Origin of the sequence: Pseudomonas sp. zfem005, from assembly GCF_032621735.1 — a bacterium.
Taxonomy (GTDB): Bacteria; Pseudomonadota; Gammaproteobacteria; order Pseudomonadales; family Pseudomonadaceae; genus Metapseudomonas; species Metapseudomonas solani.
Genome location: NZ_JAVYJE010000002.1, coordinates 402,667 through 424,867, shown reverse-complemented (window position 1 = coordinate 424,867; position 22,201 = coordinate 402,667). Strand labels below are relative to the sequence as shown.

The 22,201-nt window shown below is 64.5% G+C and carries 19 protein-coding genes; 12 read left to right on the top strand and 7 right to left on the bottom strand.

Translation table 11 applies throughout. From position 1 onward, the window contains the following. Window positions 1–94: 94 nt before the first annotated feature. The 3 genes from RTW82_RS06030 to RTW82_RS06020 form a co-directional block, all read right to left on the bottom strand. Window positions 95–2,905: an FAD-binding and (Fe-S)-binding domain-containing protein gene (locus RTW82_RS06030; protein WP_316924537.1), complete on the bottom strand. Its 2,811-nt coding sequence runs from the start codon at window positions 2,903–2,905 to the stop codon at window positions 95–97. Window positions 2,906–2,980: 75 nt separating this feature from the next. Further along, window positions 2,981–4,126 carry an FMN-dependent L-lactate dehydrogenase LldD gene (gene lldD, locus RTW82_RS06025; RefSeq protein WP_316924536.1) on the bottom strand — a complete coding sequence of 382 codons (1,146 nt, stop codon included), beginning with the start codon at window positions 4,124–4,126 and terminating at the stop codon, window positions 2,981–2,983. Between the two features lie 163 nt (window positions 4,127–4,289). After that, window positions 4,290–5,975 (bottom strand): lactate permease LctP family transporter, encoded by a 1,686-nt coding sequence (locus RTW82_RS06020; protein WP_316924535.1) that lies wholly within the window; start codon window positions 5,973–5,975, stop codon window positions 4,290–4,292. A gap of 316 nt (window positions 5,976–6,291) precedes the next feature. Between RTW82_RS06020 and RTW82_RS06015 the strand changes: the two genes are divergently transcribed. Then, the gene (locus RTW82_RS06015) at window positions 6,292–7,059 is read left to right on the top strand and encodes an FCD domain-containing protein (RefSeq protein ID WP_316924534.1); all 768 of its coding nucleotides are present in this window, start codon (window positions 6,292–6,294) and stop codon (window positions 7,057–7,059) included. A 45-nt stretch (window positions 7,060–7,104) separates the two neighbouring features. On the opposite strand, the gene smpB is transcribed toward RTW82_RS06015, so the two are convergent. Beyond that, window positions 7,105–7,587, bottom strand: coding sequence for an SsrA-binding protein SmpB (gene smpB, locus RTW82_RS06010; protein WP_316924533.1), 483 nt, complete (start codon window positions 7,585–7,587; stop codon window positions 7,105–7,107). A gap of 151 nt (window positions 7,588–7,738) precedes the next feature. On the opposite strand from smpB, the gene RTW82_RS06005 reads away from it, so the two are divergent. Continuing rightward, complete coding sequence (locus RTW82_RS06005; RefSeq protein WP_316924532.1) at window positions 7,739–8,173, top strand: type II toxin-antitoxin system RatA family toxin; 435 nt, start codon at window positions 7,739–7,741, stop codon at window positions 8,171–8,173. Continuing rightward, window positions 8,166–8,477, top strand: coding sequence for an RnfH family protein (locus RTW82_RS06000; RefSeq protein ID WP_316924531.1), 312 nt, complete (start codon window positions 8,166–8,168; stop codon window positions 8,475–8,477). The genes RTW82_RS06005 and RTW82_RS06000 overlap by 8 nt, the downstream gene beginning before the upstream one ends. A gap of 70 nt (window positions 8,478–8,547) precedes the next feature. Here RTW82_RS06000 and RTW82_RS05995 read toward each other — a convergent pair whose 3' ends face one another. Continuing rightward, on the bottom strand, window positions 8,548–9,069 hold the full coding sequence (locus RTW82_RS05995) for an outer membrane protein assembly factor BamE (protein WP_043245389.1): 522 nt from the start codon (window positions 9,067–9,069) through the stop codon (window positions 8,548–8,550). A 96-nt stretch (window positions 9,070–9,165) separates the two neighbouring features. Between RTW82_RS05995 and fur the strand changes: the two genes are divergently transcribed. Then, on the top strand, window positions 9,166–9,570 hold the full coding sequence (fur, locus tag RTW82_RS05990) for a ferric iron uptake transcriptional regulator (protein ID WP_021222333.1): 405 nt from the start codon (window positions 9,166–9,168) through the stop codon (window positions 9,568–9,570). A 69-nt stretch (window positions 9,571–9,639) separates the two neighbouring features. Here fur and recN read toward each other — a convergent pair whose 3' ends face one another. Continuing rightward, on the bottom strand, window positions 9,640–11,313 hold the full coding sequence (gene recN, locus RTW82_RS05985; protein ID WP_316924530.1) for a DNA repair protein RecN: 1,674 nt from the start codon (window positions 11,311–11,313) through the stop codon (window positions 9,640–9,642). A 152-nt stretch (window positions 11,314–11,465) separates the two neighbouring features. Between recN and grpE the strand changes: the two genes are divergently transcribed. The 8 genes from grpE (at window position 11,466) to RTW82_RS05945 (ending at window position 21,650) form a co-directional block, all read left to right on the top strand. Next, a complete protein-coding gene (gene grpE / locus RTW82_RS05980; protein ID WP_021222331.1) occupies window positions 11,466–12,035 on the top strand; it encodes a nucleotide exchange factor GrpE in 570 nt (189 codons plus the stop codon). Between the two features lie 100 nt (window positions 12,036–12,135). Beyond that, window positions 12,136–14,046: a molecular chaperone DnaK gene (gene dnaK / locus RTW82_RS05975; protein WP_316924529.1), complete on the top strand. Its 1,911-nt coding sequence runs from the start codon at window positions 12,136–12,138 to the stop codon at window positions 14,044–14,046. A gap of 122 nt (window positions 14,047–14,168) precedes the next feature. Continuing rightward, complete coding sequence (dnaJ, locus tag RTW82_RS05970) at window positions 14,169–15,296, top strand: molecular chaperone DnaJ (protein WP_021222329.1); 1,128 nt, start codon at window positions 14,169–14,171, stop codon at window positions 15,294–15,296. A gap of 77 nt (window positions 15,297–15,373) precedes the next feature. Further along, window positions 15,374–16,180, top strand: a complete 807-nt coding sequence (gene dapB / locus RTW82_RS05965) for a 4-hydroxy-tetrahydrodipicolinate reductase (RefSeq protein WP_184491072.1) — start codon at window positions 15,374–15,376, stop codon at window positions 16,178–16,180. A gap of 184 nt (window positions 16,181–16,364) precedes the next feature. Next, complete coding sequence (carA, locus tag RTW82_RS05960) at window positions 16,365–17,501, top strand: glutamine-hydrolyzing carbamoyl-phosphate synthase small subunit (protein ID WP_021222327.1); 1,137 nt, start codon at window positions 16,365–16,367, stop codon at window positions 17,499–17,501. 36 nt (window positions 17,502–17,537) lie between these two features. Continuing rightward, window positions 17,538–20,759, top strand: a complete 3,222-nt coding sequence (gene carB / locus RTW82_RS05955; RefSeq protein ID WP_043245229.1) for a carbamoyl-phosphate synthase large subunit — start codon at window positions 17,538–17,540, stop codon at window positions 20,757–20,759. Then, window positions 20,756–21,232, top strand: a complete 477-nt coding sequence (greA, locus tag RTW82_RS05950; protein WP_031288836.1) for a transcription elongation factor GreA — start codon at window positions 20,756–20,758, stop codon at window positions 21,230–21,232. The genes carB and greA overlap by 4 nt, the downstream gene beginning before the upstream one ends. Continuing rightward, the gene (locus RTW82_RS05945; protein WP_043245232.1) at window positions 21,225–21,650 is read left to right on the top strand and encodes a hypothetical protein; all 426 of its coding nucleotides are present in this window, start codon (window positions 21,225–21,227) and stop codon (window positions 21,648–21,650) included. Before greA ends, RTW82_RS05945 begins: the two co-directional genes overlap by 8 nt. A 27-nt stretch (window positions 21,651–21,677) precedes the next feature. Here the strand turns inward: RTW82_RS05945 and RTW82_RS05940 are convergent, their stop codons facing one another. Then, a complete protein-coding gene (locus RTW82_RS05940; RefSeq protein WP_021222233.1) occupies window positions 21,678–21,992 on the bottom strand; it encodes a YhbY family RNA-binding protein in 315 nt (104 codons plus the stop codon). Window positions 21,993–22,201 lie beyond the last annotated feature (209 nt).

Genomic DNA, 22,201 nt, shown 5'->3' with positions numbered 1-22,201 from the left:
CTTGGCCGGGAGACGGGGGGAGGCGTTTTTGCCGGGCAAAAAAAGCCCCGCACTGGGCGGGGCGCAATCCGTGCGGTGCACGGCAGCTTGAGGTTCAGATGGCCCGTGGGCGGGTGACGCGGTCCACCAGGTAGACCAGGCCGTGGTAGTCGATGCCGCCGTGCTGGGTGAGGCCGATTTCGCAGGTGCGGCTGGTGGAGATGCCTTCCTCGCAGATTTGCACGGCGTCCTTCAGGCTGCGCAGCGAGTGGGCGTTGAGTTCCGGGGTGGTGAAGCCCTTGTCGCCGGCGAAGCCACAGCAGTGGATGCCTTCGGGCACCACCACTTCGCGGGTGCAGCGGCGCACCAGGTCGATCAGGCCCTGGGCCTCGCCCAGGTGCTGGGTGCTGCAGGTGACGTGCACGGCGATGGGCTTGTCCTGGGGGGTGAACTCCAGGCGCTCGAGCAGGTGGGTGCGGATGAAACGCACCGGGTCGAACAGGTCCAGGCGCGAATCGAGGCCGTCCTGCACCAGGCGCAGGGTGCAGGGGCTGGTGTCGCAGTAGATGGGGTCGAGGCCGCCGCGGCTGGCTTCCAGCAGGGCGTCGATCATCTCGCGGCGTTTGCTTTCGGCCTGCTCGGCGTAGCCCTTGGAGGCGAAGGGCTGGCCGCAGCAGAGGCTCTCCAGCTGGCTGGGGAAGACCACCTGGTAGCCGGCCTTTTCCAGCAGCATGCGGGTCTTGTCCACCAGCGGCACCTGTTCGCCATCGCTGGCGGCGGGGCCCATGGCGCGGGATACGCAGGCGGCCAGGTAGACCACGCGGGGGCGGGCGTCGTTGGCCGGTGGGGTGAACTGGATGGGCTTGGCGGCCTGGGGCAGGGCGGGCGTCCATTGCGGCAGGCGCCCGGCAGAGAGGCGGCGCAGGGTGCCGGAGGTTTTTTCCAGCAGCGGCGCGCCGAGCAGGCGGCGGGCGCCGTCGGCCAGGCGCAGGGTAAGGCGTGCGCCCTTGAGTGCGGTGGCGAAGTGGCCGGCGAGCCAGTCGGCACTGCCGGCGTGGTGGGCCGCGTTGCCACGCAGCTTGCGCACCAGGTCGCCGGTGTTGATGCCGACGGGGCAGCGCTGGGCGCAGAGGCCGGTGGCGGCGCAGGTGTCGACGCCCTGGTAGGCGAAGGCTTCTTCCAGCTCGCGGGTGTCGATGCCGGCGCGCTTGCGGGCCTGGATGTCGCGCCAGATGACGATGCGCTGGCGTGGGCTGAGGGTCAGGCCCTTGGAGGGGCAGACCGGCTCGCAGAAGCCGCATTCGATGCACTTGTCGACGATTTCGTCGGCGGCGGGCAGCGGCTTGAGGTTCTTCAGGTGCAACTCGCGGTCCTCGCTGAGCACCACGTCGGGGTTGAGGATGCCGCGTGGGTCGAGCAGGCGCTTGAGCTGCCACATCAGTTGATAGGCGTCGCTGCCCCATTCCAGCTCGACGAAGGGCGCCATGTTGCGCCCGGTGCCGTGCTCGGCCTTGAGGGCGCCACCGAATTCCACTGCCACCAGTTGGGCGACGTCCTGCATGAAGGCGTCGTAGCGGGTGACCTGTTCGGGGCTGTCGAAGCCCTGGGTGAAGACGAAGTGCAGGTTCCCTTCCAGGGCGTGGCCGAAGAGGATCGCCTCGTCGTAGCGGTGCTTGTCGAACAGCTCGATCAGGCGGTTGACCCCGGCGGCCAGCTGTTCGACGGGGAAGGTGACGTCTTCGATGATCACCGTGGTGCCGGTCTGGCGCACGGCGCCGACGGCGGGGAAGGTGTCCTTGCGGATCTTCCACAGCTGGTTGTAGACGATCGGGTCTTCGCTGAAGTCGACCTTCTGCTCCACCGGGAAGTCGGCGATGGAGGCCGTGATCTGCGCGAGCTGCTCGTGCAGCAGGCTGCCGCTGGCGGCGCGGGATTCGATGAGCAGGGCGCAGGCGCTGGCGGAGAGGCCCTTGACCCAGGCGGGCATGCCGGGCTTCTCCTGCACCGAGCGCAGGCTGCGGCGGTCGAGCAGCTCGACGGCGGAGACGGGCTGGGTCTTGAGCACGGGCACGGCGCGGCAGCAGGTTTCGACGTCGGGGAAGACGATGAGCGCCGAGGCCTTGTGCGGGTGCTCGGGCACGGTGTCGTAGGTCACCGCGCTGATGAAGCCGAGGGTGCCTTCGGAGCCCACCAGCAGGTGGGTGAGGATGTCCAGCGGCTGGTCGTAGTCCACCAGGGCGTTGAGGGACAGGCCGGTGGTGTTCTTGAGGCGGTACTTGTGGCGGATCTTCGCGGCCAGTTCGGAGTTGGCGCGGGTCTGCCGGCCCAGTTCGCCGAGTTGCTCCAGCAACTCGCCGTGGGTGGCATGGAAGGCGGCGACGCTGACCGGGTCCTCGCTGTCGAGCAGGGTGCCGTCGGCCAGCACCAGGCGCAGGCCGGCGAGGGTGTGGTAGCTGTTCTGGGCGGTGCCGCAGCACATGCCGCTGGCGTTGTTGGCGACGATGCCGCCGATCTTGCAGGCGTTGATCGAGGCCGGGTCGGGGCCGATCTTGCGGCCGTAGGGGGCGAGCCAGGCGTTGGCCTGGGCGCCGATGACACCGGGCTGCAGGCGGATCTGCGCGCCGCCCTGGCGGATGTCGCGGCCGTTCCAGTTGTCACCGAGGACGATCAGCACCGAGTCGCTGATGGCCTGGCCGGAGAGGCTGGTGCCGGCGGCGCGGAAGGTCACGGGCACCTGTTCTGCGTGGGCGGCCTTGAGCAGGGTGATGACTTCGGCTTCGCTCTCGACCCGCACCACCAGCTTGGGGATGAGGCGGTAGAAGCTGGCGTCGGTGCCGAAGGCGAGGGTGGAAAGCGCATCGTCGAAGCGCCGGTCGCGGGGGATCAGGCGCTCGACGGTGTGCAGGAAGGCGGCGGGCAGGCTCATCGGTCGGGTCCTGTCATCAACGGTGGGTGCGGGCCGCTCGGGCGGCCTCGTCGGTTCTCTATCAGGTGCAGCGGGTCAGCGACCGAGCTCGCGTACCAGCGAGTCGGCGCTGATTTCGGCGATGCTCTTGGCGCCGGTGAGCACCATGGCCACGCGCATTTCCTTGTCGATCAACTCCAGCAGGTTGCTGACGCCAGCGCCACCGGCCGCGGCCAGGGCGTAGACGAAGGCGCGGCCGAGCATGACGGTGTCGGCGCCGAGGGCGAGCATGCGCACCACGTCGAGGCCGGTGCGGATGCCGGAGTCGGCGAGGATCTTCAGCTCGCCCTTCACCGCGTCGGCGATGGCCGGCAGGGCGCGGGCGCTGGAGAGCACGCCGTCGAGCTGGCGGCCGCCGTGGTTGGAGACGACGATGCCGTCGGCACCGAAGGTGACCGCGTCGCGGGCGTCCTCGGGGTCGAGGATGCCCTTGATGACCATGGGGCCGTCCCAGAATTCGCGGATCCATTCCAGGTCCTTCCAGGAAATGGACGGGTCGAAGTTGGCGCCGAGCCAGCCGATGTAGTCGGCCAGGCCGGTGGGGTCGCCACGGTAGGCGGAGATGTTGCCGAGGTCGTGGGGCTTGCCCAGCAGGCCGACGTCCCAGGCCCAGGCGGGGTGGGTCATGGCTTGCAGCACGCGGCGCAGCGGGGCGTTGGGGCCGCTCATGCCGGAGTGGGCGTCGCGGTAGCGGGCGCCGGGCACGGGCATGTCGACGGTGAACACCAGGGTGGTGACGCCGGCGGCCTTGGCGCGCTCCAGGGCGTTCCTCATGAAGCCGCGGTCCTTCAGCACGTAGAGCTGGAACCACATGGGGCGCTGGATGGCCGGGGCCACTTCCTCGATGGGGCACACCGAGACGGTCGAGAGGGTGAAGGGGATGCCCTTGTCCGCCGCCGCCTTGGCCGCCTGCACTTCGCCGCGACGGGCGTACATGCCGGTGAGGCCCACCGGGGCCAGGGCCACCGGCATGGCGAGGGTCTCGCCGAACAGCTGGGTCTCGAGGCTCAGCTCGGACATGTTCTTCAGCACGCGCTGGCGCAGGGCGATGCCGGAGAGGTCCTCGACGTTGCGCCGCATCGTGTACTCCGCGTAGGCGCCGCCATCGATGTAGTGGAACAGGAAGGGCGGCAGCTTGCGCTGGGCGGCGGCGCGGTAGTCGGTGGAGGCGGAGATGATCATGGGGTCCCTACCGTTGAATGAAAGAAGCGTGGCACGTTGCGAGGGTCGAGCGAGCTAGAGCGAGACAAGGCGGAAATGGCCGAGGGAGCGGAGCCTACGACTGTAGGTGAGCATCTCCGAGGCCATTTCCAACGCCGTATCGCCGACGCGCAGCCGATCCGGCTTAGTGGACCAGCATGCCGGTGAAGACATAGGCCTGCGCCAGGGTGATCAGGCCGACGAAGGCGGCGAAGATCAGGCTGTGCTTCAGGGTGAAGCGGAACAGGTCCGATTCCTTGCCGACCATCCCGGTGGCGGCGCAGGCCACGGCGATGGACTGCGGCGAGATCATCTTGCCGGTCACGCCGCCGCTGGTGTTGGCGGCCACCAGCAGGGTGTCGTTGACGCCGATCTGGTGCGCAGTGGTGGATTGCAGGGAGCTGAACAGGGCGTTGGACGAGGTGTCCGAGCCGGTCAGGAAGACCCCCAGCCAGCCGAGGAAGGGCGAGAAGAACGGGAAGGCCGCACCGGTGCCGGCCAGGACCAGCGCCAGGGTGGTGGACATGCCCGAGTAGTTGGTGACGAAGGCGAAGGCCAGCACCATGCCGATGGACAGGATCGGCCACTTCAGCTCGACCAGGGTTTCACCAAAAGTGGTCAGACCATTTTTAACATTGACTTTGAGTACCAGCATCGACAGCAGCGCGGAGAAGAAGATCGCGGTGCCGGTTGCGGAGATCGGGTCCAGCTTGAACACCGCCGGCATGGCCGTGGTGGCGGCAACGATCGGTGCGCCCTTGAGGACCAGCTGGTCCAGGTGCGGGATGGCGAACATGAAGACGAACTGCTCCAGCGCGCCACCCGGGGCGAACATCGCCTTGAAGGGCTTGAGGGTCCAGATGGTCACCAGCACGGTGAGGATCAGGAAGGGCGACCAGGCCTTGAGGATCTCGCCGAAGCTGTAGGGCGAAGGCTCGGTGCTGCGCGGGTCGCCGAAGCCGCCGAGAACCGCTGCGCCGCCGGATACGCCGGCCACTTCGGCGCTCTGCGCGCCGGCCGGCTGCCAGACCTTGAGGAACAGGGTCAGGGAAACCAGGCTGACCAGGGCGGAGGTGATGTCCGGCAGTTCCGGGCCGATGAAGTTGGAGGTGAAGTACTGGGTGATGGCGAAGCTGCCGCCGGCCACCAGGGCGGCGGGCCAGGTTTCCTTCACGCCGCGCCAGCCGTCCATCATCGCCACCAGCCAGAAGGGCACGAGGATCGACAGGAAGGGCAGTTGGCGGCCGGTCATGGCGCCGATCTTGAACGCGTCGATGCCGGTGACCTGGCCCGCGACGATGATCGGAATGCCCAGGGCGCCGAAGGCCACCGGTGCGGTGTTGGCGATCAGGCACAGGCCGGCGGCGTAGAGCGGGTTGAAGCCCAGGCCCACCAGCAGCGCGGCGGTGATGGCCACCGGGGCGCCGAAGCCGGCCGCACCTTCGAGGAAGGCGCCGAAGGAGAAGCCGATAAGCAGCACCTGCAGGCGCTGGTCGCCGGTGATCGACAGCACCGAGCTGCGGATCACTTCGAACTGGCCGCTCTTGACCGTGAGTTTGTAGAGGAACACCGCCGCGACGATGATCCAGGCGATCGGCCAGAGGCCGTAGGCGAAACCGTAGCCGGCCGCGGCGAAGGCCATGTCGGCGGGCATGTTGAAGGCGAAGATGGCAACGGCGATCGCCAGGGCAAGGGTTATGGTGCCGGCGATATGGCCCTTGAGGCGGAACACCGCGAGGGCGAGGAAGAAGAACACGATCGGGATCACGGCGACGGCAGCGGACAGGCCGAGGCTGCCGAGAGGGGTGTAGATCTGTTGCCATGCTTGCATGGTGGTTGGCTCCGTAATTGTTTTTGGAGTGCCTGTGGGCCGTCCGGGTGGGCGCGATGCTTTTGGCGTCGCAGCAGGCATTGGCCGGATCTGGCGTACTTCGTCGAAATTGGTAATACCAATTTACAAAATCGACGGCTCAGGGTAAAAGTCTTACCGTGCGCATGTCAATTTCCTGTCCTACAACTTTGGTCGAGAGGGCGGCGATCGAGCTTTTCTTGTGCGCCGGACGGGGGCTGGTTAGGCTGCCGCCGGATATGCGCGGACTGCCGCGCCAGACTGCCCGGATGGGCTGTGGAAAAGAGGCGGGAGGGGTATGGGATTTGGTAAGGTGCGTCAGCGCCGTCTGTCGGATGACATCGTCAGTCACCTGGAGTCGATGATCCTCGAGGGCACCCTGAAGGCCGGTGAGCGGCTGCCGGCGGAGCGCCTGCTGGCGGAGCAGTTCGGGGTGTCCCGGCCGTCGCTGCGCGAGGCGATCCAGAAGCTGGTGGCCAAGGGTTTGCTGATCAGCCGCCAGGGCGGGGGCAACTATGTGTCCGCCGAGCTGGGCTCCACCTTCAGCGACCCGTTGCTGTCGCTGCTGGAAGGCAACCCGGATGCCCAGCGCGACCTGCTGGAGTTCCGCCACACGCTGGAGGGTTCATGCGCCTTCTATGCGGCGCAGCGCGCGACCTCGGTCGATCACGAGCGCCTGCGCGACGCCTTCGAGACGCTGCAGGCCTGCTACATGCCCGGCAGCAAGGCGACCCGGGAAGAAGAGGGCGCCGCCGATGCGCGCTTCCACCTGGCGATCGCCGAGGCCAGCCACAACGCCGTGCTGCTGCACACCATCCGCGGCTTGTTCGAACTGCTCAAGCACAACGTGGTCACCAATATTGGAGGCATGTACCTGCAGCGCGGCGAGACCCGCGACATGCTGATGAGGCAGCACCGGGCCTTGTTCGAGGCGATCGTCGAGCGACGTGCCGAGGAGGCGCGGGAAATCTCGCACCAGCACATCGATTACGTGCAGGAGGTCCTGGCGGAAGGGCAGCTGGAGGCGCTACGGATGGAGCGCGCGCAACGCAGGCAGGGAATCTGAAGCATCAGCCTTGCGGCTGGAGCGGTGACCGGCATGGGTCGGCGCTCAGTCTTCCTTGCCTTTGGTGCGCATGACGCGGGCGATCTCGCGATCGGAGTCGCGTTCCTTCTCGGTGGCGCGCTTGTCGAATTCCTTCTTGCCCTTGACCAGTGCGATCTCGCACTTGACCAGGTGGGCCTTCCAGTAGAGCGACAGTGCCACGCAGGCATAACCCTTCTGCTGGACCGCGCCGATCAGCTTGCCCAGCTCGCGCTTGTGCAGCAGCAGCTTGCGGGTGCGGACCGGGTCGGCGATCACGTGGGTGCTGGCGGTTTTCAGGGGCGTGAAGTGGCTGCCGAGCAACCAGGCTTCGCCGTCCTTGAGCAACACGTAGCTGTCCACCAGTTGGGCTTTGCCGGCGCGCAGGCTCTTGACCTCCCAGCCTGCGAGCGCCATGCCGGCCTCGAAGCGCTGTTCGACGAAGTAGTCATGCAGAGCCTTCTTGTTCTGCGCGATGGTGCCTTGGGGATGTTTCTTTTGCTTAGCCATAGGCGCGGCATTATAGGGAGTCCCAGGCGAGGCCGCTACGGCGGCGTAGGCTTGAGCGCGAGGGGTGAATCCCTGACAATGCGCGCTCTTTTTTTGACCAGCCGTGTTGCTCGCTCCGGCGCAGCCGACTGACCGACGTTCAGAGGCCCAGATGACCACCCATATCCAGCGCTCCGCTCTGCTGCCGTACCCTGCGCAGGCGCTCTACGATCTGGTCAACGACGTGGCGAGATACCCCGAGTTCCTGCCCTGGTGCTCCTCCAGCGAAGTGCTGGAAACGAGCGAAACCGAGATGGTGGCCAGTCTCGGCGTGGCCAAGGGCGGGCTCAGTCAGCGCTTCGTCACCCGCAACCGGCTGGTGCCGGGGCAGGTGATCGAAATGAACCTGGAAGAAGGCCCATTCAGCGAGCTGCATGGCGTGTGGAACTTCAAGGCGCTGGGTGAGAAGGCCTGCAAGATCAGCCTGGACCTGTCGTTCGATTACGCGGGGCCCATCGTCAAGGCGACCCTCGGGCCGCTGTTCAATCAGGCTGCTAACACCCTGGTCGATGCTTTCTGTCAGCGAGCCAAGCAGCTTCATGGCTGAGTCGATCGGTATCGAAGTCGTCTGCGCGCTGGCCGATCGTCAGCGCTTGCTGAGCCTGGAGGTGGCCGTGGGCGCTACGGTGCGTACGGCGGTGATGGCGTCAGGGCTGGCGGCGGAGTTTCCCGAGCTGGATCTGGCCACCTGCCCGCTGGGCATCTTTGGCAAGGCGTTGGCCAATCCCGAGGCGCGGGTGCTGGAGGAGGGGGATCGCATCGAGATCTACCGCCCGCTGCTCGCCGACCCGAAGGAAGTGCGCAAGCTTCGCGCGGCCCGTGCCGCCCAGGCGCGGTCGGGAGAGGAATAACGCGGCGAGTTGCATGGCAGGCGCCCATGAAAAAGCCCGGAACCAGTCCGGGCTTTTTTCTGCGCAGTGATTACTGCGGCGAGGTTTCCAGCGGCTCGGGCGTGGGCACCGGTACGGTTTCCACCTGGTCCACTTCCTTCTGGATCTGCTCGAGCAGCGAGCCGGGCTTCGGCTTCTCTTCCTGCTGTTGCTGGGCAGGCTTCTCGCTTTTCACTTCGGTGCTGCCGTCGCTGCCGAGAATGGCTTCGTCGCGGCTCACGCCAGGCATGAAGTCACCGGCCAGGCCGACCAGTTGGTCGCTGCCGTCGAACACCAGGCTGACGCGCTCCTGCTGGCGTTCACCGCCGCCGGGCTGGATGCTGTAGAGGTAGTCCCAACGGTTGGCGTGGAAGGTGTCGGTGATCAGCGGGTTGCCCATGATAAACCTCACTTGCCGCCGGGTCATTCCGGGCTTCAACTGGTCTATCATGTCCTGCGTCACGACATTGCCCTGCTGGATGTCGATTTTGTAAACCCCGGGGAATGAACAGCCGGCGAGTGCGACCAGACCTGCGAAGGTGAGGCTGGTCAGCAAGAGCTTGGTGTTTTGCATCGGTGGGTGACTTCCACTATCTTGGCTGGGCAACGAAAATCCGATCATACCCGCATTAAGGGAAGCTGCGAAGCAGCGTCCACGAGAAAGCTGACCATGGTTGAAAATAACGAACTTCGCAAAGCCGGCCTCAAGGTGACCCTGCCTCGAGTCAAGATCCTGCAGATGCTTGACTCCACCGAGCAGCGCCACATGAGTGCCGAAGATGTCTACAAGGCGCTGATGGAGGCGGGTGAGGACGTGGGGTTGGCGACTGTCTACCGCGTGCTGACCCAATTCGAGGCTGCCGGTCTCGTGGTGCGCCACAACTTCGATGGCGGTCATGCCGTCTTCGAGCTGGCCGATGGCGGCCACCACGACCATATGGTCTGCGTCGATAGCGGTGAGGTGATCGAGTTCTTCGATACCGAGATCGAGAAACGCCAGAAAGAGATCGTCAAGGAGCATGGCTTCGAGCTGGTCGATCACAATCTGGTGCTGTACGTGCGCAAGAAAAAATAAGCACGCTGCCAGCCAGAAGCGAAAGAAGGCGACCCTCGGGTCGCCTTCTTCGTTTTCGCTTGCCGGAAATCAGCCCTGGGCGCTGGTGACCATCTTCCTGGCGTGGGCGATGGATTCGTCGGTGAGGTCGAGTCCGCCAAGCATGCGCGCGATCTCCTCGATACGCGCGGCTTCGGTGAGGTTGGAGACGGCGGTGCGGGTTTCCTTGCTGCCGCGCAGCTTGTGCACGAATAGGTGGTTGTGACCCTGTGCTGCTACCTGCGGCAAGTGGGTGACGGTGAGCACCTGGCCGCGCTCGCCGAGGCGGCGCAGCAGTTGCCCGACCACTTCGGCGGTGGGACCGCCGATGCCCACGTCCACTTCGTCGAAGACCAGGGTCGGTACCCGTGAGGTCTGGGCGGTGATCACCTGGATGGCTAGGCTGATACGCGAGAGTTCGCCACCCGAGGCGACCTTCGCCAGTGCCTTGAGGGGTTGGCCGGGGTTGGCGCTGACCAGGAACTCGACCTGCTCCATGCCGTTAGCCTGCGGATCCTGTGCCTGCAGCGGGTGCAGTTCGATGGTGAAGCACCCGCCGGGCATGCCCAGGCGCTGCATCTCGACTTCCACGGCCTTGGCCAGCTTGCCGGCGGATTTGCCGCGCAGCTTGCTCAGCTCCGCCGCCTTGGTCTGGTAGTGGCGGGTGTAGGACTCGAGCTCCTCGGTCAGGCGCTCGACGGCTTCGTCGTCGGCATTCAGTGCTTCGATCTCTTCCAGCAGGGATTGCTGCAGGTTGGCCAGCTCGCTCGGGTGTACGCGGTGCTTGCGTGCCAGCGTATAGATGCTGTCGAGGCGCTCTTCCAGTTGCTGCTGGCGCTGCGGGTCGGCGTCGAAGTGGTCGATGAAGCGGTTGATCTCGCCAACCGCTTCCTCCACCTGGATCTGGGCGCTGGCCAGCAGGTTGACGGCTTCGGCGATGGCGCCCTGCTGGGTGTTGAAGGCGGTGAGGCGGTTGAGGCTGGAGGTGAGCGCGCTGAGTACGTTGCCGGCGTCGCTTTCGCTGCACATGTCCAGCACCTGGCGGCAGCCGGCGAGCAGGCTTTCGGCGTTGGAGAGGTTCTTGTGCTCCTGCTCCAGTTGGTCGAGTTCGGATTCGCCGAGGGCGAGGTTTTCCAGCTCCTCCAACTGATAGCTGAGCAGCTGGTGGCGGGCGCGCTGTTCTTCGCCGCTGCGGGACAGGCGCTCCAGCTCCTGGCGGGTCTGCTTCCAGCGCTGCGCGGCGAGCTGGACCTGGCGGGCCAGTTCGCTGGCACTGGCGAACTCGTCGAGCAGACGGCGGTGGGTGTCGAGCTTGAGCAGCGACTGGTGCTCGTGCTGGCTGTGGATGTCGATCAGCAGCTCGCCCAGGGTCTTGAGGTCGCCCTGGGGGCAGGGGGTGCCATTTATATAGGCGCGCGAACGGCCTTCGGCGGTGATGACCCGGCGCAGGATGCAGGGGCCGTCGTTGTCCAGGTCGCGCTCGGCGAGCCAGGTGCGGGCCTCGGGGATGTCGTGGAGGTCGAAGCTGGCGAGGATGTCGGCCTTGTCCGCGCCGGGGCGCACCACGCCGCTGTCGGCGCGGTCGCCCAGGGTCAGGCCGAGTGCGTCGAGCATGATCGACTTGCCTGCACCGGTCTCGCCGGTGATCACCGACATGCCGCCGGCGAGTTCGAGATCGAGGTGTTCGACGATGGCGTAGTTGTGAACGGAAAGGTGGACCAGCATGGCGGCACTCCCAGGGCGATGGCTGGGTATTTATACAGTGTTTGTTTTCCGCCTGACAATCACCTCTCCCCCTTGAACCGACAAATTGCGACCCCATATAGGCGGACAGATCGCCGGGTTATGCCCCGGCCCGTTTTTGAAAGGAGGAACGCATGGCTGACGAACAGACCCTGGATAATCAGAACCCTGAAGCGAACGCTGCTGCCGAAGGCGCCGCTGGCGACGATCTGGCGGTTCGTGTGCAGACGCTGGAAGAGCAACTGGCTGCCGCCCAGGATCAGTCCCTGCGCGTTGCCGCCGAATTGCAGAACATCCGCCGCCGTGCCGAGCAGGATGTGGAAAAGGCGCACAAGTTCGCGCTGGAAAAATTCGCCAATGACCTGCTGCCGGTGGTGGACAGCCTCGAGCGTGGCCTGGAGCTGACTGCGGCCGACGACGAGTCGATCAAGCCGGTGCGCGAGGGCATGGAACTGACGCTCAAGCTGTTCCACGACACCCTCAAGCGCTACCAGCTGGAAGCGGTCGACCCGCACGGTGCGCCGTTCAATCCGGAGCACCACCAGGCCATGGCAATGCAGGAAAGCACCCACGTGGAGCCCGGCAGCGTGCTGAAGGTGTTCCAGAAGGGCTACCTGCTGAACGGTCGCCTGCTGCGCCCCGCCATGGTGGTGGTCAGCAAGGCTCCGAGTGAAGCGCCGCCGTCCATCGACGAGCAGGCTTGAAATCCGGCCTCCGGCCCCCATTTGTTAGTTCAAGCGTTTTTATGCTGCCGCGGCCAGTGAAACGGGGCCTCGGCAAATCCAAAGTTTCGGGAGAGAGAATATGGGCAAAATCATCGGTATCGACCTGGGGACCACCAACTCCTGCGTGGCTATCCTGGAGAACGGTAACGTCAAGGTGATCGAGAACGCCGAAGGCACTCGCACCACTCCGTCGATCATCGCTTACACCAACGATGGCGAGATCCTTGTCGGCCAGTCCGCCAAGCGCCAGGCGGTAACCAACCCGCACAACACCCTGTACGCCGTGAAGCGCCTGATCGGTCGTCGCTTCGAAGAAGACGTCGTGCAGAAAGACATCAAGATGGTTCCCTACAAGATCGCCAAGGCCGACAACGGTGACGCCTGGGTCGAAGTGAAGGGCCAGAAGATGGCGCCGCCGCAAATTTCCGCGGAAGTGCTGAAGAAGATGAAGAAGACCGCCGAAGACTACCTCGGCGAGACCGTGACCGAAGCGGTGATCACCGTTCCGGCCTACTTCAACGACAGCCAGCGCCAGGCTACCAAGGACGCCGGTCGTATCGCCGGTCTGGACGTCAAGCGCATCATCAATGAACCGACTGCGGCTGCGCTGGCCTATGGCATGGACAAGGCCAAGGGCGACCACACCGTGATCGTCTATGACCTGGGCGGCGGTACCTTCGACGTGTCGGTGATCGAGATCGCCGAAGTCGACGGCGAGCACCAGTTCGAGGTTCTGGCCACTAACGGCGACACCTTCCTGGGTGGTGAGGACTTCGACATCCGCCTGATCGACTACCTCGTCGACGAGTTCAAGAAAGAGTCCGGTATGGACCTGAAGGGCGATCCCCTGGCCATGCAGCGCCTGAAAGAGGCTGCCGAGAAGGCCAAGATCGAGCTGTCCTCCAGCCAGCAGACCGACGTCAACCTGCCGTACATCACTGCAGACCAGACCGGTCCGAAGCACCTGAACGTGAAAATTTCCCGCGCCAAGCTGGAAGCCCTGGTCGAAGACCTGGTCGCTCGTACCATCGAGCCGTGCCGTATCGCGCTGAAGGATGCTGGCCTGGATGTGGGTGATATCCACGAAGTGATCCTGGTCGGCGGCCAGACCCGCATGCCGCTGGTGCAGAAGCAGGTTGCCGATTTCTTCGGCAAGGAAGCACGCAAGGACGTCAACCCGGACGAAGCCGTGGCCATCGGTGCCGCCATCCAGGGCGCCGTACTGTCCGGTGACGTGAAGGACGTGCTGCTGCTCGACGTTTCCCCGCTGACCCTGGGTATTGAAACCCTGGGTGGCGTGATGACCGCGCTGATTGAGAAGAACACCACCATCCCGACCAAGAAGTCGCAGGTGTTCTCGACCGCCGACGACAACCAGTCCGCCGTGACCATCCACGTGCTGCAGGGCGAGCGCAAGCAGGCCGCGCAGAACAAGTCCCTTGGCAAGTTCGACCTGGCCGAGATTCCGCCGGCTCCCCGTGGTGTGCCGCAGGTCGAGGTGACCTTCGACATCGACGCCAACGGCATCCTGCACGTGTCCGCCAAGGACAAGGCCACCGGCAAGCAGCAGTCCATCGTGATCAAGGCCAACTCCGGCCTGTCCGAGGACGAAATCCAGCAGATGGTGCGTGACGCCGAGGCCAATGCCGAGGAGGATCGCAAGTTCGAGGAGCTGGCCGCCGCCCGTAACCAGGGTGATGCGTTGGTCCATGCGACCCGCAAGATGGTCACCGAGGCGGGCGACAAGGCCACTGCCGACGAGAAGGCTGCCATCGAGAAGGCACTGGGTGAGCTGGAAGTTGCCGTCAAGGGCGACGACAAGGCCGACATCGAAGCCAAGATGAACGCCCTGTCCCAGGCTTCCACTCCGCTGGCGCAGAAGATGTACGCCGAACAGCCCCAGGCTGGCGAAGGTGCTCCGGCCGGCGACGACAAGGCATCCGACGATGCCGTCGACGCCGAGTTCGAAGAGGTCAAGGACAACAAGTAAGCATCAGGCTTGCTTGCTCTCCTGCCTGCGGGGCCTGGCCCCGCAGGTTGATGCGCCGCGCGGGAGCTTGCTCCCGCGTCGGCGTGTCTGGAGGGCGCAAAATTTGAAGAGTGTGAGAACCAATGGCTAAACGTGACTTTTACGAAATCCTCGGTGTCGAGCGGGGCGCCAGCGAGGCTGAGCTGAAGAAGGCTTATCGTCGTCTGGCCATGAAATACCACCCGGACCGCAATCCGGATGACAAGGCGGCTGAAGAGAAATTCAAGGAGGCCAACGAGGCCTACGAAGTGCTCTCCGACGCCAGCAAGCGTGCCGCGTACGACCAGTACGGCCACGCCGGCGTCGATCCGCAGATGGGGGCAGGTGGTGGCGCAGGCTTCGGCGGCGCCAGCTTCTCCGACATCTTTGGCGATGTGTTCAGCGACTTCTTCGGCGGCCAGCGCGGTGGTCAGCGTGGCGGTGCCCAGCGTGGCAGCGACTTGCGCTACACCCTGGAGCTGGACCTGGAAGAAGCGGTTCGCGGTACCACCGTCACCATTCGCGTGCCGACCCTGGTCAACTGCAAGACCTGTGAAGGCTCCGGCGCCAAGAAGGGCACCAGCCCGGTGACCTGCACCACCTGTGGCGGTATCGGCCAGGTGCGGATGCAGCAGGGCTTCTTCTCGGTGCAGCAGACCTGCCCGCGTTGCCATGGCACCGGCAAGATGATTTCCGACCCCTGTGGCAGCTGCCACGGCCAGGGGCGTGTGGAAGAGCACAAGACCCTGTCGGTGAAAGTGCCGGCTGGCGTCGATACCGGCGATCGCATCCGTCTTTCGGGTGAAGGCGAGGCGGGCGCAATGGGCGGCCCGGCTGGTGATCTCTATGTCGTGGTCAATGTGCGCGAGCACCCGATCTTCCAGCGCGACGGCAAGCACCTCTATTGCGAAGTGCCGATCAGCTTCGCCGACGCCGCCCTGGGTGGTGAGCTGGAAGTGCCGACCCTCGACGGTCGTGTGAAGCTGAAGATTCCCGAGGCGACCCAGACCGGCAAACTGTTCCGCCTGCGCGGCAAGGGCGTGGCCCCGGTGCGCGGTGGTGGTGCGGGCGACCTGATGTGTCGCGTGGTGGTCGAAACGCCGGTGAACCTCGATAAGCGCCAGCGCGAGCTCCTTGAAGAGTTCCGCAAGAGCCTGCAGAACGACGGCTCCCACTCGCCCAAGGCCAGCAGCTGGTTCGAAGGCATGAAGCGCTTCTTCGGCGATCTTTGATATCCCGGCCCCAGCTGCAGGCGCAGGCTCCAGGGGCGGCGCCTGCGGCTCGGGGCTTGCAGCTTGGAGCTTTGGTTATGCGACGTATTGCAGTGATGGGCGCCGCCGGGCGCATGGGCAAGATCCTGATCGAGGCGGTGCAGCAGACCGGCGGTAGCGCTGGTCTGACCGCGGCGATCGATCGCCCGGACAGCACCCTGGTGGGTGCCGATGCCGGCGAGCTGGCCGGCCTGGGCCGTATCGGTGTGCCGCTGTCGGGCGACCTGGCCAAGGTGATCGACGAGTTCGACGTGCTGATCGACTTCACCCACCCGACCGTGACCCTGAAGAACCTGGAAGTCTGCCGCAAGGCGGGCAAGGCCATGGTCATCGGCACCACCGGTTTCAGTGCTCAGGAAAAGGAACTGCTGAGTGTTGCGGCGAAGGAAATCCCGATCGTCTTCGCCGCCAACTACAGCGTGGGCGTGAACCTCTGCCTGAAGCTGCTCGACACGGCTGCCCGGGTGCTGGGTGACGATGTGGATATCGAGATCATCGAAGCCCACCACCGGCACAAGGTGGATGCGCCGTCCGGCACCGCGCTGCGCATGGGTGAGGTCGTCGCCAGTGCATTGGGTCGTGATCTGGAAAAAGTGGCCGTTTACGGTCGCGAGGGTCAGACCGGTGCCCGTCCGCGCGAAACCATCGGTTTCGCCACCGTGCGCGCCGGCGATGTGGTCGGTGATCACACCGTGCTGTTCGCCGCCGACGGCGAGCGCGTGGAGATCACCCACAAGGCCTCGAGCCGCATGACCTTCGCCCGTGGCGCGGTTCGCGCGGCCGCTTGGCTGGAAGGGCGGGAAGCGGGCCTCTACGATATGCAGGATGTACTCGGCCTGCGCTGAGACTGCCGAAAGGTCCTACTCCACGGTGGACCGTAAAAGGCCTTTCCTGTAAGCTGCAGCTTTAGTGTGTCCACTAAAAGTTACGCAGAATGGCTCAGATAAAAAAGCGGGGTGACGGTTCAAAACGTCATCCCGCTTTTTTACAACCTGCGTTTGCTTCAGCCTTGATCTACGGGAGGTCTTCTTGACTAAGCCAGCCATACTCGCGCTTGCCGACGGCAGCATTTTCCTCGGTGAATCCATCGGGGCCGACGGCCAGACCATCGGAGAGGTGGTGTTCAACACCGCCATGACCGGCTACCAGGAAATCCTCACCGATCCTTCCTATGCCCAGCAAATCGTTACCCTGACCTATCCCCATATCGGCAACACCGGCACCACGCCGGAAGATGCCGAGTCCGATCGCGTCTGGGCTGCCGGCCTGATCATCCGTGATCTGCCGCTGCTGGCCAGCAACTGGCGTAACAAGCAATCGCTGCCTGACTACCTGGAAGCCAATGGCACCGTCGCCATCGCCGGTATCGACACCCGCCGCCTGACCCGCATCCTGCGCGAGAAAGGTTCGCAGAACGGCTGCATCCTCACCGGTGAAGGCGCCACTGCCGAGAAGGCACTAGAGCTGGCGCGCAGCTTCCCTGGCCTGAAGGGCATGGACCTGGCCAAGGTGGTCAGCTGCACCGAGCGCTATGAGTGGCGTTCCGGCATCTGGGACCTGAAGACCGACAGCCACCCGGAAATCCCCGCCAGCGAACTGCCCTACCACGTGGTGGCGTTCGACTACGGCGTGAAGCTGAACATCCTGCGCATGCTGGTCGACCGTGGCTGCCGCCTGACCGTGGTCCCCGCGCAGACCCCGGCCAGCGAAGTGCTGGCACTGAATCCCGATGGCGTGTTCCTGTCCAACGGCCCTGGTGACCCCGAGCCCTGCGACTACGCCATCGCGGCGATCAAGGAAATCCTCGAGACCGAGATTCCGGTCTTCGGCATCTGCCTCGGCCACCAGCTGCTGGCCCTGGCGTCCGGCGCCAAGACCCTGAAGATGGGCCACGGCCACCATGGTGCCAACCACCCCGTCCAGGACCTGGACAGCGGCGTGGTCATGATCACCAGCCAGAACCACGGTTTCGCCGTGGACGAGACCAGCCTGCCGGCCAATGTCCGCCCCATCCACAAGTCGCTGTTCGACGGCACCCTGCAGGGTATCGAGCGTACCGACAAGGAAGCCTTCAGCTTCCAGGGACACCCGGAGGCGAGCCCCGGCCCCCACGATGTGGCCCCGCTGTTCGATCGCTTCATCGAAGCCATGGCCAAGCGCCGCTAAGCCTGCCGACTGACCCAAGGATTCGAGTGAGTAAAAATGCCTAAACGTACAGATATCAAAAGCATCCTGATCCTCGGCGCCGGCCCGATCGTCATCGGCCAGGCCTGCGAGTTCGACTACTCCGGCGCTCAGGCCTGCAAGGCCCTGAAGGAAGAGGGTTACCGCGTCATCCTGGTGAACTCCAACCCGGCCACCATCATGACCGACCCGGCCATGGCCGACGCCACCTACATCGAGCCGATCAAGTGGGCCACCGTGGCCAAGATCATCGAGAAGGAGCGTCCCGATGCGCTGCTGCCGACCATGGGTGGCCAGACCGCGCTGAACTGCGCGCTGGACCTGGAAAAGCACGGCGTACTGGAGAAGTTCGGCGTCGAGATGATCGGTGCCAACGCCGACACCATCGACAAGGCCGAAGACCGCTCGCGCTTCGACAAGGCGATGAAGGACATCGGCCTGGCCTGCCCGGTTTCCGGCATTGCCCACAATATGGAAGAAGCCTACGGCGTGCTGGAGAAGGTGGGCTTCCCCTGCATCATCCGTCCGTCCTTCACCATGGGTGGCACCGGCGGCGGCATCGCCTACAACCGTGAAGAGTTCGAGGAAATCTGCGCCCGCGGCCTGGATCTGTCGCCGACCAGCGAGCTGCTGATCGACGAATCGCTGATCGGCTGGAAGGAATACGAGATGGAGGTGGTCCGCGACAAGAAGGACAACTGCATCATCGTCTGCTCCATCGAGAACTTCGACCCGATGGGCGTGCACACCGGTGACTCCATCACCGTGGCTCCGGCCCAGACCCTGACCGACAAGGAATACCAGATCCTGCGCAACGCCTCCCTGGCCGTACTGCGCGAGATCGGCGTCGAGACCGGTGGTTCCAACGTCCAGTTCGGCATCTGCCCGAACACCGGCCGCATGGTCGTGATCGAGATGAACCCGCGCGTATCGCGTTCCTCGGCACTGGCCTCCAAGGCCACCGGCTTCCCGATCGCCAAGATCGCCGCCAAGCTGGCCGTCGGTTACACCCTGGACGAGCTGTCCAACGACATCACCGGCGGCCGTACCCCGGCGTCCTTCGAGCCGGCCATCGACTACGTGGTCACCAAGGTGCCGCGCTTCGCCTTCGAGAAATTCCCCAAGGCCGACGCCCGCCTGACCACCCAGATGAAGTCCGTCGGTGAAGTCATGGCCATCGGCCGTACCTTCCAGGAGTCCATGCAGAAAGCCCTGCGCGGCCTGGAAGTCGGCGTTGCCGGTTTCGATCCGAAGCTGGACCTGAACGACCCGGAAGCCGAAAGCACCCTGCGTCGCGAACTGACCGTGCCCAGCGCCGACCGTATCTGGTACGTGGCCGACGCCTTCCGTGCTGGCAAGACCATCGCCGAAGTGTTCGAGCTGACCCGTATCGACGAGTGGTTCCTGGTGCAGATCGAGGACCTGGTCAAGGATGAGGCGACCGTGCAGACCCTCGGCCTGTCCGCCATCGACCGCGACCTGATGTTCAAGCTCAAGCGCAAGGGCTTCTCCGATGCGCGCCTGGCCAAGCTGCTCGGCGTTTCCGAGAAGAGCCTGCGGGCCCATCGCCACAAGCTCAAAGTGCTGCCGGTGTACAAGCGCGTGGACACCTGCGCCGCCGAGTTCGCCACCGATACCGCCTACATGTACTCGACCTACGAGGAAGAGTGCGAAGCCAACCCGTCGAGCCGCGAGAAGATCATGATCCTCGGTGGTGGCCCCAACCGTATCGGCCAGGGCATCGAGTTCGACTACTGCTGCGTACACGCGGCACTGGCCATGCGTGAAGACGGTTACGAGACCATCATGGTCAACTGCAACCCGGAAACCGTCTCCACCGACTACGACACTTCCGACCGCCTGTACTTCGAGCCGGTGACCCTGGAAGACGTGCTGGAAATCGTCCGTGTCGAGCAGCCGAAGGGCGTGATCGTCCAGTACGGCGGCCAGACTCCGCTGAAGATCTGCCGCGCCCTGGAAGAAGCCGGCGTGCCGATCATCGGTACCAGCCCCGAGGCCATCGACCGTGCCGAGGACCGCGAGCGCTTCCAGCAGATGGTCCAGCGTCTCGGCCTGCGCCAGCCGGCCAACGCCACTGCCCGCAGTGAAGACGAGGCCCTGGCCCTGTCGAAGAACATCGGTTACCCGATGGTGGTGCGCCCGTCCTACGTACTGGGCGGCCGGGCGATGGAAATCGTCTACCAGGAAGAAGAACTCAAGCGCTATATGCGTGAAGCGGTGAAGGTCTCCAACGACAGCCCGGTGCTGCTGGATCGCTTCCTCAATTGCGCCATCGAAGTGGACGTGGATGCGGTGAGCGACGGCGAGAGCGTCGTGATCGGCGCGATCATGCAGCACATCGAACAGGCTGGCGTGCACTCCGGTGACTCCGCCTGCTCGCTGCCGCCTTACTCGCTGCCCAAGCACATCCAGGACGAAATCCGTGACCAGGTCAAGAAAATGGCCCTGGAGCTGGGTGTGGTCGGCCTGATGAACGTGCAGATGGCCGTGCAGGGCGAAGACATCTTCGTGATCGAAGTGAACCCGCGCGCTTCCCGTACCGTGCCGTTCGTCTCCAAGTGCGTGGGCGAGTCCCTGGCCAAGGTGGCTGCACGCGTCATGGCGGGCAAGAGCCTGGCCGAGGCCGGCTACCAGGAAGAGATCATCCCGCCGTTCTTCAGTGTCAAGGAAGCGGTCTTCCCGTTCGCCAAGTTCCCGGGCGTCGACCCGATCCTCGGCCCGGAAATGAAGTCCACCGGTGAAGTGATGGGCGTAGGCGACAGCTTCGGCGAGGCCTTCGCCAAGGCGCAGCTGGGTGCCAGCGAGATTCTGCCGAACTCCGGTTGCGCGTTCATCAGCGTCCGCGAAGACGACAAGCCGGAAGCCGTTCAGGTGGCGCGTGACCTGGTCGCGCTGGGCTTCGAAGTGGTCGCGACCGCCGGTACCGCCAAGGTGATCGAGGCTGCCGGCCTGCCGGTGCGCCGTGTCAACAAGGTGACCGAGGGTCGTCCCCATGTCGTTGACATGATCAAGAACGATGAGGTTACCCTGATCATCAACACCACCGAGGGGCGCCAGTCGATTGCTGACTCCTACTCGATTCGTCGTAACGCCCTGCAGCACAAGATCTACTGCACCACCACCATCGCGGCGGGGCAGGCGGTCTGTGAAGCGCTCAAGTTCGGTCCCGAGAAGACCGTTCGCCGGCTGCAGGATCTGCATGCAGGGATCAAGGCATGAACAAGTACCCCATGACTGTCCAGGGCGCTCGCGCCTTGGAAGAGGAGTTGGCGCATCTGACCAAGGTCATGCGCCCGCAACTGAGCCAGGCTATCGGTGAAGCGCGCGAGCTGGGCGACCTCAAGGAGAACGCCGAGTACCACGCCGCGCGCGAGCAGCAAGGCATGGTCGAGGCGCGTATCCGTGATATCGAGGGGCGCCTGCAGAACTCGGTGATCATCGACGTCACCACCATTGCCCACACCGGCAAGGTGATCTTCGGTACCACGGTGGATATCGCCAACGTGGAAACCGACGAGACCGTGACCTACCAGATCGTTGGTGAAGACGAAGCCGACATCAAGCAAGGCAAGCTGTCGGTGGGCTCGCCCATCGCCCGCGCGCTGGTGGGTAAGGAAGAAGGCGACATCGTCGTGGTGAAAACCCCGAGCGGCCTGATCGAGTACGAGATCGTCGAGGTCCGTCATATCTGATCGTCGGCGGTTTCGCGCGGCTTCAGCCAGTTGGCAGCTGGCCCAGACATTCTGGGTCGGCGGCCTCTGGCTTTTGCACTTCGTCGTGATACCCACCCTGGAGCGCGTTGGTCTTGCGCCACTGCTGGTGGAGGAGGTCTCGCGCAGCCTCACGCCGTTGCTGGTGGCCTTCACCGCTTTCTGCGTGCTGGTTCAGGGTGTGGTTCTGGTCCAGATCGAAGGTGTGCGCAGTCTGCAGCGTGACTCCCGTGGGCAGCTGCTGATAGCCGTTCTGGCGATGTCGGTGGTGTTCATGCTGGTGAACCAGGTGCAACCCGGCGCCATGCGCTGGTTGGCGTTCAACTACCTGGTGCTGGCATTTTGCGGCGCCTTGCTGGTCATCCAGCCGGTGCCGGGTGATAAAGCTCGGGCGCGCTGAGCGCGCCACGGGCATCAGCCTGGGCTATCAGAGCCCGCTGTAGCGGCTGATATTGGAGAGGTTGCGGTTCGGCTTGGGGTTGCGGCGATAGACCAGCGCCATCTTGCCGATAATCTGGACCAGCTCGCATTTTCCAGTGCTGCAGAGTTCTTCGATCAGCGCGCGGCGATCGTCACGCTCAGTGATGCGGAACTGCACCTTGATCAGCTCGTGATCGTTGAGTGCGCGATCCAGCTCGGCGAGCACGCCTTCGGTCAAACCATTTTCAGCCACGATCAATACCGGTTTCAGGTGGTGGCCGATAGATTTGTATTGCTTCTTGTGCTCCTGAGAGAGCGCCATAATCAGACCCCTGCGAAAAAAGGCTGCCAGTTTACCCGAGTGACTTCGGGGCGCACAGCCGAATGCGAGTCTCCTGTGGCCCGCTCCAAGACTAGTCAGCGTTGGCTGAAAGAGCATGTTGCCGGTTTGGGGCATTTCCACTGAAGGTGTGGCTTTCCCGGAAGCCCCGGGTTGGTGGGAAAGTCTCCGGCGGGCCTTGTGATTTTCGT